Source organism: Streptococcus suis YS161 (assembly GCF_002760245.1).
Taxonomy (GTDB): domain Bacteria; phylum Bacillota; class Bacilli; order Lactobacillales; family Streptococcaceae; genus Streptococcus; species Streptococcus suis_I.
The window spans coordinates 102,009-115,813 of the sequence record NZ_ASCA01000043.1; the positions used below are offsets into that span (position 1 = coordinate 102,009).

Below are 13,805 nucleotides of genomic sequence, written 5' to 3' on the forward strand. Positions count from 1 at the left end.
CTTTGTCCAAATATGGTGGCGTTTACAAGCCCTCGGAAAGATGTTATACTAAGACCAAAGATAGAGCACAGGAGGAAGTTATGAAAACATTTATTAGTAAACTGATGTTAGTGTCCACGGTTGTACTATTAGCTGCTTGTCAGTCTAATCAGGTAAAAGGTGGTGAGAGTTCTAGTTCTAGTGCTTCAAGCCAAGTTTCAGATGGTTCTAGTTTGCAGCAAGCGTCAACAATAGCATCTAGCTCCGAGACGCAAGCATCCTCAGTGACCACTCCTGAGCTAAGTGAAGTATACCAATCAGTTATTGATCGTTATCAAGCGAATATGGGGCAGCCTGCTGAGGCTATCAATCAGGATGAGGTCAGTAGCTATCTGAGCTTATTAACTAGCCAGGGGCAAGAATACAGTGGAATATTTTATAGTTTGTATGATGTCAACCATGATGGTACAGAGGAGCTGCTTCTAGCTTTGGACAAGTCGGGAGAATATGTCTTAATTGACCTCTATACTCAGCTTGCCGAAGAGAGTCTACGTTTGGTGGATAATTTCCGCAATCTTGGATTTGAAATTGGACCGAACGCCCTACTTCGTCCTTTACAGGATGGAACATACTTATTTGAAGGAGCTGGTATTTTTCGCATTTATCAATACAATGCGATGATTCCAGGCTTAAAACGGATTTCTGAATCAGATACCAATCCTGAAACTTCTCCCTTGCTTGAGTTGAAAAGCTTGCATTGGGTTAAGCTATAGATTTTATCAATGATTATTCCTCGGCTGGGTTTCCCGGCCTTTTGTAGTTTCTAAGAACTTTAAGTTTTCTTTTGGTAATCTTTAATCTTTCTTTTAGGAAGGAAAGGTAAACTAGGAGCATATCAGGAAGGGATACGACTTCCTAAAGAAAGAAAAGGAATCTACATTATGAAAACAAATCTTAAAAAATTACTTTACTCTGGTGTTACTCTTATGAGCCTTGGTGTCTTAGCAGCATGTTCATCTACTTCAAGTTCAACGACTACTTCAAGCTCAGCAGCAACTAGTCAGACAAGTGTAGCGACAACTTCAAATAATAGCACTTCATCAGATTCAAGTTCGTCAACTATTGACTGGTCAGCCCTTCCAACAACAGAAGTAACCTTGTCAAATGATGGCTTGAAAATTACTGAGGGTGGAACCTATATTTTGACTGGTTCAACAACAGCTGGTGTAACGGTTGAAACAGATGCCAATGTTCGCATCATTCTAGCAGGTGCTGAGATTTCAAGTTCTGATAACGCGGCTATCAATGTGATTAAGGCAGACAATGTTGAATTGGAAATCAAAGATGGTACGACGAATACAGTGAAAGATAGCAGCAATCATACAGACACCAATATTGAAGGGGCTATCCATGTTGAAGCTGATTTGACCATTACAGGAAATGGTAGCCTGACCGTTGAAGGCAACTTCCAAGACGGCATCGTATCGACGGACGACCTTGTCGTGAATTCAGGAAACATTACCGTCACTGCAGTGGATGATGGTATCCGTGGTAAGGATTCATTGACAATCAATGGTGGTACAATCAATGTAACAGCAGGTGGTGACGGTATCAAGTCAACCAACGATACAGATACGACCAAAGGTTATACAACTATCACAGGTGGTGAAATTAATGTAAAAGCAGGTGATGATGGTATTAAAGCGGAGACGGCTTTGACAATTGACGGAGGTACCATTACAGTATCAGAATCAGTAGAAGCCTTGGAAGGAACTAATATCACTATCAATGGTGGTACGTTAGATGTTTACGGTTCAGATGATGCCATCAACGCGTCAAGTACAACTTCATCTGATATCTATATCAAGGTAACTGGTGGTGACTTGAAAGTTGCGGTTGGTAGTGGGGATACAGATGCCTTTGATGCTAATGGTAATCTCTACATTTCAGGTGGTACAATCGATGTCACAGCGCCAACATCAGCCTTTGACTTTGACGGTACAGTTGAATTCACTGGTGGCACAGTAACTGTAAATGGAGAACAAATTACAGAAATTACTCATACAGGTCCAGGCGGTCGCGGTGGCTGGTAATCAATAATAATAATACAAAAAGGTCTGAGTTGACGAACTCAGACCTTTCGTTTGCTTTCCATGTTGGGAAGATTGATTTTGTATTTAATTACCAATAGTCGAATGATTAAAGAAATGGTAAAAATAGTGATGAAGGTTGGAATTTGTGGTAATTTCCAATTTACAACGCAAAGATGATAGAGGACTCCTGAGAAAAATGCAAGGACAGCATAGACATCTTCTTTAAGAACAATGGGTGTTTCATTGACGAGTAAATCACGGGCGATTCCGCCTCCGACACCTGTTAAAGCTGCCAGAATACCACTGGTTAGAGCGTTTAGCTGGAGAGAGATGCCAGTACTGGCTCCAATGAGGGCGAAGATGGCTAGACCGATTGCATCAAAGATAAGGTTTGTCTGGGAAAGGAAATGAATCATCTTCTTATCAAGTGGTTTGTCCTGCTTTAGATTGATAACAATCAAGTACATGCTAATCGCTACTCCGAGAGATAAATAGATGGCTGTAGGATCAGTCAAAGCAGTAGGAATGCGATTGGCCATCGTATCTCGAATAATTCCCCCACCAACGGCGGTAATGATGCCGAGCAAGCTAATTCCAAAAATATCTAACTTTTTCTTAAATCCTTTTACGGCCCCCGAAACAGCAAATGCGATAGTGCCTATGTAGTTACAAATCATAAGAAATAAATCGAATTCCATAAGAACCTCCGTACCTATATTAACAGAAAGAAAGACGGCGTGCAAGCTTATTTTAAAGTTTGTGAAAAAAGTTTCAAACAAGTAAAGTGAATCTTTTGAGGATTTGTGAAAAAACGCACTAAATCAAGGTTTTCACGAAAATTTCTGTAAAAAGAAAACGGTTCAATTACTTGCCATTTGTGAAATATTGGTCTATCATAGTACAGAAAGAGAAAAAACTTTGGAGGAAATTATGGTATCTATCACAAAAGAACAACATTTGGACATGTTCTTGAAAATGCAACAAATCCGTGATGTTGATATGAAATTAAACAAATTAGTGCGTCGCGGTTTCGTACAAGGTATGACTCACTTCTCAGTCGGTGAAGAAGCGGCAGCTGTTGGACCTATTGCTGGATTGACAGATGAGGACATCATCTTCTCACACCACCGTGGTCACGGTCACGTTATTGCAAAAGGTATTGACATCAATGGCATGATGGCTGAGCTTGCTGGTAAGGCAACAGGTACATCTAAAGGCCGTGGTGGTTCTATGCACTTGGCCAACGTTGAAAAAGGAAACTTTGGTTCAAACGGTATCGTAGGTGGTGGTTATGCCCTTGCAGTGGGTGCGGCCCTTACGCAACAATACCTCGGTACAGATAACATTGTTATTGCCTTCTCAGGTGATTCGGCTACTAACGAAGGTTCCTTCCACGAATCAATGAACTTGGCAGCTGTTTGGAATTTGCCAGTTATCTTCTTCATTACCAACAACCGTTACGGTATTTCAACTGACATTTCTTATTCGACTAAGATTCCTCACCTCTACCAACGTGCAGCAGCATACGGTATGCCAGGTCACTATGTTGAAGATGGAAATGACGTGATTGCCGTTTATGAGAAAATGCAAGAAGTTATCGAATATGTTCGCGCAGGTAACGGCCCAGCAATGGTTGAGGTTGAATCATACCGCTGGTTTGGTCACTCAACTGCCGATGCAGGTGTGTATCGTACAAAAGAAGAAGTAAACGAGTGGAAAGCAAAAGACCCACTTAAGAAATACCGCAAATACTTGACAGAGAACAAGATTGCGACTGACGAAGAATTGGATGCCATTGAAGCACAAGTGGCAGAACAAGTAGAAGCATCTGTGAAATTCGCACAAGAAAGCCCAGATCCAGACATCTCAGTAGCTTATGAGGATGTGTTTGTAGACTAGGGTGTGAAGACGTTAAAGAGGCACAGAAAAATTAGGGAGTCAGCTAGTGATGCGGACATCACTAATGGCTCATCTATTTTTCCAAGCCTCTAGTCTGAACCCAACTACTAACGTAAGAAGTTTGACTAAGCTCTAAAGAGCAAGTCAAACTACGGTAGTTCACCAAGGTAGACTACCTACTTAAGTTCGAGTACAATTCTAAGGTGTCTTAAGCTGGGACAATAAACAATTACATCGTAGTAATTGTTTGATTTTCCTTAGTACAGTAAAGATAAATTGATATAAATTAGGAGTAAAAAATGGCTGAAACAAAAGTAATGGCCTTGCGTGAAGCGATTAACTTGGCTCAAAGCGAAGAAATGCGTAAGGATGAAAAAGTATTCTTGATGGGTGAAGACGTCGGTATCTACGGCGGTGACTTCGGTACATCTGTTGGTATGTTGGACGAATTCGGTCCAAAACGCGTTCGCGACACGCCTATCTCTGAGGCTGCAATCGCTGGTTCTGCGGTTGGTGCGGCTCAAACAGGTCTTCGTCCAATCGTTGACTTGACTTTCATGGACTTCATCACAATTGCCCTTGATGCGATTGTTAACCAAGCAGCCAAAACCAACTATATGTTTGGTGGCGGTTTGAAAACACCTGTAACCTTCCGTGTGGCATCTGGTTCAGGTATCGGTTCAGCTGCACAGCACTCACAATCACTTGAAGCTTGGTTGACCCACATCCCAGGTATTAAGGTTGTCGCACCTGGTACAGCTAACGATGCAAAAGGTCTTTTGAAATCATCTATCCTTGACAACAACCCAGTTATCTTCTTGGAGCCAAAAGCTCTTTACGGTAAAAAAGAAGAAGTGAACTTGGACCCAGATTTCTACATTCCACTTGGTAAGGGTGAAATCAAACGTGAAGGTACTGATGTAACCATTATTTCATACGGTCGTATGTTGGAGCGTGCCTTGAAAGCAGCTGAAGAAGTAGCTGCAGAAGGCATCAGCGTAGAAGTAGTTGACCCACGTACCCTTATCCCATTGGATAAAGAATTGATCATCGAATCTGTGAAGAAAACTGGTAAGGTTATCTTGGTTAACGATGCTTATAAAACAGGTGGTTTCATCGGTGAAATCGCATCAATCATCACAGAAAGCGAAGCCTTTGACTACTTGGATGCACCAATCATCCGTATCGCTTCAGACGATGTACCAGTTCCTTACGCAAACATTCTTGAAAACGCAGTATTGCCAAACGTAGAGAAAATCAAAGAGGCAATCTACAAGCAAGTAAACAGAGGTTAATCTTATCGTCATCCGCTTATCTTTTCTGGCTGTGTTGATTTGGCCTGCCTAACGTCAGTTATGCCTGCACCAAATCGCCTTGTCAGAAAAGCAATCGGAAAGATGATAACCCTAAAATGCTAGAAATAAAATATTCTAGCATGACTAAGAATGCTTGGAAAAGAATTAAGCCACTTCGATTATCGAAGTCTGGTTTGGTTCTTGACAAGGTAAGAAACTGAAAGAAAGGAATTGAACCCGTCCGGAAAACTCGGAAAAAAGATAAATCGTTACGAAAATCAGGATTTTCGACGATTTCCTATTTTTCATTCGTTTTCTGTTCGGACTTGGTATCTTAATAATGGCTATTGAAATCATTATGCCTAAGCTCGGTGTGGACATGCAAGAAGGTGAAATCATCGAGTGGAAAAAACAAGAGGGCGATTTTGTCAACGAAGGCGACGTCATCTTGGAAATGATGTCTGACAAGACTAGCATGGAGCTGGAAGCAGAAGAGTCAGGCGTCCTATTAAAAATTGTTCACGGAAACGGTGCTACCGTTCCTGTAACAGAAGTCATTGCCTACATCGGTGCAGAAGGTGAAACGGTTGAGGCTGGAGCGTCAGCTACTCCAGTTGCTCCTGCAGCAGCTATCGAAGAAGTGCCTGCAGGTCGTACACCAGTCATCGTTGCTCCGGCAGCTGCTGCCAAACCACAAGGTGGTGGCAAGGTTCGTGCTACTCCAGCTGCGCGTAAGTTGGCGCGTGAGCTTGGTATTGACTTGGGTCTTGTTCCAGGAACAGGTGCTAACGGTCGTGTCCACAAGGTTGACGTCGAAGACTTCAAGGGAGCAGCTCCAAAAGCAACTCCGCTTGCAGCCCGTATTGCAGCAGACCAAGGTGTTGACTTGTCAACCCTTACAGGTTCAGGTGTCAACGGTAAGATTGTCAAGAACGACGTTCTTGCAGTACTTGCTCCGGCTGCTGTAGAAACTGCTGCTCCAGCACCGAAAGCAGAAGAAAAACCAGCTAAAGTATTGCCAGAAGGCGTTGAAATCATCAAGATGAGCCCAATGCGTAAGGCGATTTCAAAAGGTATGGTCAACTCTTACTTGACTGCTCCGACATTTACACTTAACTATGATATTGACATGACCAACCTCATGGCACTGCGTAAGCAAGTCCTTGAGCCAATCATGAACAAGACTGGTTTGAAAGTAACCTTTACAGACTTGATCGGTCTTGCGGTTGTTCGTACTTTGATGAAAGAAGAACACCGTTACATGAACGCATCTTTGATTAACGATGCACAAGAAATCGAATTACACAAGTTCGTCAACCTTGGTATCGCAGTAGGTCTAGATGATGGCTTGGTGGTGCCAGTTGTTCATGGCGCAGATAAGATGAGCTTGTCTGAATTTGTTGTGGCATCAAAAGATGTTATCAAGAAAGCTCAATCTGGTAAGTTGAAGGGGGCTGAAATGTCAGGTTCTACCTTCTCTATCACCAACTTGGGTATGTTTGGTACTAAAACCTTTAACCCAATCATCAACCAACCAAACTCAGCAATCCTTGGTGTAGCATCAACAGTTCAAACACCAGTTGTTATCGACGGCGAAATCAAGATCCGTCCAATCATGGCACTCTGCTTGACCATCGACCACCGTATCATTGATGGTATGAATGGTGCCAAGTTCATGGTTGACTTGAAGAACTTGCTGGAAAAACCATTGGAATTGTTGATTTAAGATAAGATGCAAAAGGCGTTAAGAAAACCGTATGAAAATAGGAAATCAACGACGTGCCTTGAGGCACGAGGCGATTTATCTTTTTCAATAGGTTTTTAGCCTGTGCTCAATTTGGTAAAGAGAAAAAATAAAGAAAGGATGTAGAACGAGTTCGTGACATTTGAACACGAACTAAATGCTTCGGAATTTAGATAGTCCGCCTAGGATGCAAGCATCCTACGTTGGACTCCTAAAATTCTGTCGCATTTGACGTTCTTTGTATCATAATTATGGCAATCGAAATTATTATGCCTAAACTTGGTGTAGATATGCAGGAAGGCGAAATCATCGAGTGGAAAAAACAAGAGGGTGATTTTGTCAACGAAGGCGATGTTATCTTGGAGATGATGTCAGACAAGACAAGCATGGAATTGGAAGCTGAAGAATCAGGTGTTCTTTTGAAAATCGTTCACGGTAACGGTGCAACTGTTCCTGTAACTGAAGTCATTGCTTACCTTGGTGCAGAAGGTGAAACAGTTGAAGTGGGTGCTGCACCTGCTCCAGCTGAGGTTGCACAAGCAACTGCTGACTTGCAAGCAGCTGGTTTGGAAGTGCCTGCAGCTCCTACAGCAGCTCCACAAGCTCCTAAGGCTGAATTGGCAGCTGACGAGTACGACATGGTTGTTGTCGGTGGTGGTCCTGCTGGTTACTACGCCGCTATCCGCGGTGCTCAATTAGGTGGTAAAATCGCTATCGTTGAGAAATCAGAATTTGGCGGTACCTGCTTGAACAAGGGTTGTATCCCAACTAAGACCTACCTTAAAAACGCTGAAATCCTTGACGGCTTGAAGATTGCGGCTGAGCGTGGTATCAACCTTGCTTCAACCAACTACACCGTTGATATGGACAAGACAGTTGACTTTAAGAACAAGGTTGTGAAGACATTGACTGGTGGCGTTCAAGGTCTCTTGAAAGCTAACAAGGTAACAATCTTCAACGGTCTTGGTCAAGTAAATCCTGACAAGACTGTTGTCATCGGCGACAAGGTCATCAAAGGTCGTAGCATCATCCTTGCCACAGGTTCTAAAGTATCACGCATCAACATCCCAGGTATTGATTCTAAGTTGGTATTGACTTCTGATGATATCCTTGACTTGCGTGAAATTCCTAAGTCACTCACTGTTATGGGTGGTGGCGTAGTCGGTGTAGAACTTGGTTTGGTTTACGCATCATACGGCACAGAAGTAACAGTTGTTGAAATGGCTGACCGTATCATTCCAGGTATGGACCGCGAAGTATCTGTTGAATTGCAAAAAGTCCTTTCTAAGAAAGGTATGAAATTCTTGACATCTGTTGGTGTATCTGAAATCGTTGAAGCCAACAACCAGTTGACCATCAAATTGAATGACGGATCAGAAATCGTTTCTGAAAAAGCCCTTCTTTCAATCGGTCGTGTACCACAATTGGCTGGTCTTGAAAATCTTAACCTTGAATTGGATCGCGGTCGTATCAAGGTCAACGAGTACCAAGAAACATCAATCCCAGGTATCTACGCCCCAGGTGATGTCAACGGTACTAAGATGTTGGCTCACGCTGCTTACCGTATGGGTGAAGTGGCAGCTGAAAATGCTATTCACGGTAACCACCACAAAGCGAAGTTGGACTTCACACCAGCAGCGGTTTACACACACCCAGAAATTGCTATGGTTGGTTTGACAGAAGACCAGGCTATCGAGAAATACGGTAAAGAAAACATCCTTATCGGTCGCAACAGCTTTACTGGTAACGGTCGTGCCATTGCTTCTAACGAAGCTCACGGTTTCGTAAAAGTTATTGCTGATAAGAAATACCATGAAATCCTTGGTGTTCACATTATCGGTCCAGTTGCAGCTGAAATGATCAACGAAGCAGCAACTATCATGGAATCTGAGTTGACAGTTGATGACGTGGCAGCATCAATCCACGGTCACCCAACCTTCTCTGAAGTTATGTACGAAGCCTTCCTTGATGTTCTTGGTGTTGCGATCCACAACCCACCAAAACGCAAATAATAAGAGCGTCTAAAATACAATAGAAAGACAAGTCTTGGGGCTTGTCTTTTGTTATCGTTTCCACTATAATAAAAATTAGTTAACAATAAAGGAGTTTCGCATGAAATACATCGTAAACAACAGCAACGACCCAGCTTACAACATCGCCCTCGAAGCCTATGCCTTCAAGGAATTAACAGATATTGACGAAATTTTTATTCTCTGGATTAATGAGCCTGCCATCATTATCGGTAAGCACCAGAATGCTATTGAAGAAATCAACAAGGAATTCACAGACGAAAAGGGCATCCATGTTGTTCGCCGTCTGTCAGGTGGTGGCGCAGTTTATCACGACCTCAATAACCTCAACTACACCATTATTTCAAACAAGGCAGACGAGGGAGCCTTTGATTTCAAAACCTTCTCCAAGCCTGTCATTGATACCCTTGCGACACTGGGTGTTGAGGCCAATTTCACAGGCCGTAATGACCTGGAAATCGACGGAAAGAAAATCTGTGGTAACGCCCAAGCCTATGCCAAAGGTCGCATGATGCACCACGGTTGCTTGCTCTTTGATGTGGATATGTCAGTCCTCGCAAGTGCCCTCAAGGTCAGCAAGGACAAGATTGAATCCAAGGGTGTCAAGTCAGTCCGTGCCCGTGTGACCAATATCAACAACGAATTGCCAGAGAAGATGACCGTTCTGGAGTTCAAGGATGCCATCCTCAACCAAATGAAGCAAGAATATCCAGACATGGACGAGTATGTCTTGTCAGAAGACGACTTGGCCCGTATCCAAGAAATCCGTGATACCCAATTTGCGACATGGGATTGGACTTATGGTCAAACACCAGAATACACTGTGGAGCGTAGCGTGCGTTATCCAGCTGGTAAAATCACAACCTACATCAAGGCTGAGAAATCGGTTATCGAATCTATCAAGATTTACGGAGATTTCTTCGGAATTGGTGATGTATCGGACATCGAAGACTTGTTGGTCGGTACTCGCTATGAATACGCGGATGTTCTTACCAAATTGCAAGAAATCGACACCACGCACTATTTCTCACGCATGACAACAGAAGAAGTAGCAAAAGCGATTGTAGCTTAATCCATAGGGCTGCCCTTTGTTTGGGCAGTCTTTATTTTTTGTGAAAATGTTTTCGGCAAACTGTTTTCACTTGCACATTTTCTATATTATGGTATAATTATTTTCTGTGAGTATCCCTCACTTACTCGTGGCTAGACCATGAGTCATTAGACCAAAAGGAGGAACATATCAATGGCTAAATACGAAATTCTTTATATTATTCGTCCAAACATTGAAGAAGAAGCTAAAAACGCTTTGGTAGCACGCTTTGACTCTATCTTGACTGACAACGGTGCAACTATCGTTGAATCAAAAGCATGGGAAAAACGTCGCCTTGCATACGAAATCAAAGATTTCCGCGAAGGTTTGTACCACATCGTTAACGTTGAAGCTAGCAACGATGAAGCTCTTAAAGAGTTTGACCGTTTGTCAAAAATCAACGGCGACATTCTTCGTCACATGATTGTGAAACTTGACGCGTAAGAAGGTAGATTATGATAAATAATGTAGTATTGGTTGGTCGTATGACCCGTGATGCAGAACTTCGTTATACTCCGTCTAATCAAGCTGTTGCGACTTTTACTTTGGCGGTTAACCGCAATTTTAAAAATCAAAACGGTGAGCGTGAAGCGGACTTTATCAACGTAGTCATTTGGCGTCAACAAGCTGAGAATTTGGCGAATTGGGCTAAGAAAGGTGCTCTGATTGGTGTTACAGGTCGTATCCAGACTCGTAGCTATGACAATCAGCAAGGGCAACGTGTCTACGTTACCGAGGTAGTTGCAGAAAGTTTCCAACTCTTGGAAAGCCGTACTGCCCGTGAAGGTCAAGGTGGAGGCTATTCAGCTGGTAACTCGTTTGCTGGAGGAAATGACTACAACTCACCTTATCAAGCACCTGCACAATCTACACCAAACTTCGCTCGAGAAGAAAGTCCATTTGGAGCAAGCAATCCAATGGATATATCAGACGATGACCTACCATTCTAGGTCTGAAAATAATAATATAAAGGAGAACACACATGGCTCAACAACGTCGTGGCGGTTTCAAACGCCGTAAAAAAGTTGACTATATCGCAGCTAACAAAATTGAATATGTTGATTACAAAGATACTGAGCTTCTTAGCCGTTTCATTTCTGAACGTGGAAAAATTCTTCCACGCCGTGTAACTGGAACTTCAGCTAAAAACCAACGTAAAGTAACAACAGCTATCAAACGTGCTCGCGTTATGGCTCTTTTACCATTCGTAAACGAAGATTAAAAAAATGACCCCAACGGGTCATTTTTTCTTGCGCTCTAGAAATGCGAAAAGCGCAATAACAGTATGGACTGTTTTTTCACGAGCATGAAAATAAGAAAGCGAGTAATGGTCCAGTGGACCATTTTTGCATGAACTCGAAATTAAGAAAGCGAATTAAGCCCTTGAATGGACTATTTCAACCCGAGCCAAGAAGTTAGAAAGCGAGGCACAGTCTGGGGATAGACTGTTTCAGTCACTTACGCAGATGTGTAAAACTCCCAGGTGAACTGTATAGATAAACAAAAGCGACTGGAATATTCCAATCGCTTTGTTTTATTATTGAACTGGGGACATGGCATTGCGAATGTTATATTTCTTTTTCAAGAGGTAGCGTGCACCGAAAGCAGCAGCTCCGATAAGAATAGTAACAAGCGGAGGGAGAACTGGGTTAAATGCGGCCGGAATCAGTGCTGCCAGAATGAAAACGACTGACCAAGCCAGAGTAGCAAGTCCGAGAAAAGCGATAGCTTTCAGCAATTTAGGACGTTGCCCAGTTTTAATTTGTTCTCTGTAAACAAAGTGATACATAAAGTACATACCAGCACCAACACCGAAACCGATGACAAATAAGGTTAATAGCCCATACTGTGCACCTTGACCAAAAAGATTCATCAAACCATTGATACCAGCAATAATTGCAAGCATGAAAAGACTAGAATCTAGCCACATCAACCATGGATTTTCATTGTATTCCACTTGGTCTTTCTTTTCCTGTTCAGAAATTGTCTTACTAGCAGCCCACTCACTTGGTGCTCCATAGAGATTGCGGGCAGTCACGCCAGTTTTTTGCTTTTCAATGATAGTTGGTAAAATTTCTTCCAAGAGTTCTTTGATTTCGCTATCAGACTTTCCATCTTTAATCAGTTGGTTGGTCGCAATATGGATAAATTCTTGGTTCTTTTTTGTTAATCCGTTGATTTCTGTAAATGACATGTTAATCTCCTTAGGTTAAAACCATCTCTTACGGATGAAGTAGAAGGTGAGTGATAGGCTGATTGCAAAGGCGAAAAGAATAATCCACCAAAAAGCATAGGGAATATCGTTAAAAGGAATGATGTTGTCCTTAAAGTTCATACCGTATGCAGAGAAGACCATGGTTGGGATAGAGAGAACGATTGTCACTAATGCCAAGGTTTTCATGATGGTATTCTGGTTGTTGGAAATGATAGAAGCAAAGGCATGGGTCATAGAGTTCAGGATGGAACCATAGATGTCTGCCATCTCAATGGCCTGTTGGGTTTCGACCAAGGTATCTTCAAGCAAATCCTCATCCTCTTCATACTTACGGAGTAGACGTGAGGAACTAGCAAGTTTTTTGACCAAACGCTCATTGGTTTTGAGGGAAGCCTTGAAGTAGACGATGGTTTTTTCCAATTCCATGAGTACAATTAATTCTTCATTTCGAGTGGCCTCATGGAGTTGCTTCTCAATCTCTTCGCTCTTTCTGTCAATGGTCCGTAGGGCTGACAAGTAGAGTTGAGCATTGCGGTAGAGAATTTGGAAAACGAAACGAGACTTCATGAAAGTGAAGAAATTCCGTAGACGACGATGGATAAACTGCTCAAACAGTGGCAATGGTTCCAAACAAGTCGTGATAATCGCATCATCTGTTAGAATAATTCCCAAAGGAATAGTAATATAATATGTCTTGTTGTTTCGTTCTTCAAGAATTGGGACGTCGACCAGGATGAGCGTATAATCATCTTCGACGGTGATACGAGAGGATTCTTCCGCATCGAGCGGTGCTCGCAGGTCAGCGATGTCAATTTTATAGTGCTCAGCAACTTCCATAGACTCGCTCTGGGAGGGGTTGACCAAATTAATCCAAGCCCCTGGTTCAAAGGTTTGAATTTCTTCTAAATCAGTCATGGTTGATAGAAAAATTTGTTTCATATCTTTGCCCTCCTTTTATCTTTGTTGCGTTAACGCAACCTCTATTATACCAAAAAATGTGCAGTTTCGGAAAGGTTTTATATAGAAATGTGATATAATATGTAGACATTTAAGCGAATAAGTTGTACGGATTTTTCCTTGTTCCGTATACCATAGCTTATAGCCTCTTAAGAAAGGATTCGAATGCGTGCTAAAAGCGTCAAGTTTTATAGGGTTTTCTTAACGTGAGATTTTCAAAACGATATTTTTTGAAAATCGAGTTAATACAAGATATAGAAATTGCCCATAGGCAGTTTCGTCTGGTGACGCGGAGCTAGTTGACCGTCACCAGTTATCTTGTGAACGCACTTATATCTAGAAAGGAATTGAACACGCCCTAAACGCTGTGTGAAAAAAGTGATGCTTCTTCGTGTTCAAACATGGAGAACAGGTTTCTGCGTCGTAGACATCTGTGCTTTCTTCGGTTTTCGACCTGTGAAAGCACTAGTTATCTTGGCGGGGATGCGTCTTCGAAATCACAG

Annotated in this window: 13 protein-coding genes; 10 read left to right on the forward strand and 3 right to left on the reverse strand. The window is 42.3% G+C overall.

Annotated elements, in window-relative coordinates; all coding sequences use genetic code 11:
- Nucleotides 1-80 precede the first annotated feature (80 nt).
- Together SST111_RS06285 and SST111_RS06290 are read left to right on the forward strand one after the other, a co-directional pair.
- Nucleotides 81-752 carry a colicin lysis protein gene (locus SST111_RS06285; RefSeq protein WP_099810392.1) on the forward strand — a complete coding sequence of 224 codons (672 nt, stop codon included), beginning with the start codon at nucleotides 81-83 and terminating at the stop codon, nucleotides 750-752.
- Between the two features lie 168 nt (nucleotides 753-920).
- Complete coding sequence (locus SST111_RS06290; protein ID WP_099810393.1) at nucleotides 921-2,072, forward strand: carbohydrate-binding domain-containing protein; 1,152 nt, start codon at nucleotides 921-923, stop codon at nucleotides 2,070-2,072.
- A 38-nt stretch (nucleotides 2,073-2,110) separates the two neighbouring features.
- Here the strand turns inward: SST111_RS06290 and SST111_RS06295 are convergent, their stop codons facing one another.
- Nucleotides 2,111-2,770 (reverse strand): trimeric intracellular cation channel family protein, encoded by a 660-nt coding sequence (locus SST111_RS06295; protein ID WP_029944204.1) that lies wholly within the window; start codon nucleotides 2,768-2,770, stop codon nucleotides 2,111-2,113.
- Between the two features lie 232 nt (nucleotides 2,771-3,002).
- On the opposite strand from SST111_RS06295, the gene SST111_RS06300 reads away from it, so the two are divergent.
- The 8 genes from SST111_RS06300 to rpsR all read left to right on the forward strand — a co-directional run bounded on the left by SST111_RS06300 (nucleotide 3,003) and on the right by rpsR (nucleotide 11,352).
- The gene (locus SST111_RS06300; RefSeq protein WP_024385177.1) at nucleotides 3,003-3,971 is read left to right on the forward strand and encodes a thiamine pyrophosphate-dependent dehydrogenase E1 component subunit alpha; all 969 of its coding nucleotides are present in this window, start codon (nucleotides 3,003-3,005) and stop codon (nucleotides 3,969-3,971) included.
- A 299-nt stretch (nucleotides 3,972-4,270) separates the two neighbouring features.
- A complete protein-coding gene (locus SST111_RS06305; RefSeq protein WP_044691623.1) occupies nucleotides 4,271-5,266 on the forward strand; it encodes an alpha-ketoacid dehydrogenase subunit beta in 996 nt (331 codons plus the stop codon).
- A gap of 340 nt (nucleotides 5,267-5,606) precedes the next feature.
- The gene (locus SST111_RS06310; RefSeq protein WP_099810409.1) at nucleotides 5,607-6,992 is read left to right on the forward strand and encodes a dihydrolipoamide acetyltransferase; all 1,386 of its coding nucleotides are present in this window, start codon (nucleotides 5,607-5,609) and stop codon (nucleotides 6,990-6,992) included.
- A gap of 269 nt (nucleotides 6,993-7,261) precedes the next feature.
- The gene (gene lpdA / locus SST111_RS06315; protein ID WP_024376417.1) at nucleotides 7,262-9,022 is read left to right on the forward strand and encodes a dihydrolipoyl dehydrogenase; all 1,761 of its coding nucleotides are present in this window, start codon (nucleotides 7,262-7,264) and stop codon (nucleotides 9,020-9,022) included.
- 100 nt (nucleotides 9,023-9,122) lie between these two features.
- Nucleotides 9,123-10,112, forward strand: a complete 990-nt coding sequence (locus tag SST111_RS06320) for a lipoate--protein ligase (RefSeq protein ID WP_044764880.1) — start codon at nucleotides 9,123-9,125, stop codon at nucleotides 10,110-10,112.
- Between the two features lie 171 nt (nucleotides 10,113-10,283).
- Nucleotides 10,284-10,574 carry a 30S ribosomal protein S6 gene (rpsF, locus tag SST111_RS06325; protein ID WP_024418487.1) on the forward strand — a complete coding sequence of 97 codons (291 nt, stop codon included), beginning with the start codon at nucleotides 10,284-10,286 and terminating at the stop codon, nucleotides 10,572-10,574.
- An 11-nt stretch (nucleotides 10,575-10,585) separates the two neighbouring features.
- The gene (locus SST111_RS06330; RefSeq protein ID WP_002942409.1) at nucleotides 10,586-11,080 is read left to right on the forward strand and encodes a single-stranded DNA-binding protein; all 495 of its coding nucleotides are present in this window, start codon (nucleotides 10,586-10,588) and stop codon (nucleotides 11,078-11,080) included.
- Between the two features lie 32 nt (nucleotides 11,081-11,112).
- On the forward strand, nucleotides 11,113-11,352 hold the full coding sequence (gene rpsR, locus SST111_RS06335) for a 30S ribosomal protein S18 (RefSeq protein ID WP_002939250.1): 240 nt from the start codon (nucleotides 11,113-11,115) through the stop codon (nucleotides 11,350-11,352).
- Nucleotides 11,353-11,667: 315 nt separating this feature from the next.
- On the opposite strand, the gene SST111_RS06340 is transcribed toward rpsR, so the two are convergent.
- The gene (locus tag SST111_RS06340; protein WP_099810394.1) at nucleotides 11,668-12,324 is read right to left on the reverse strand and encodes a DUF1129 domain-containing protein; all 657 of its coding nucleotides are present in this window, start codon (nucleotides 12,322-12,324) and stop codon (nucleotides 11,668-11,670) included.
- 15 nt (nucleotides 12,325-12,339) lie between these two features.
- Nucleotides 12,340-13,284: a magnesium transporter CorA family protein gene (locus tag SST111_RS06345; protein WP_002939248.1), complete on the reverse strand. Its 945-nt coding sequence runs from the start codon at nucleotides 13,282-13,284 to the stop codon at nucleotides 12,340-12,342.
- Nucleotides 13,285-13,805 lie beyond the last annotated feature (521 nt).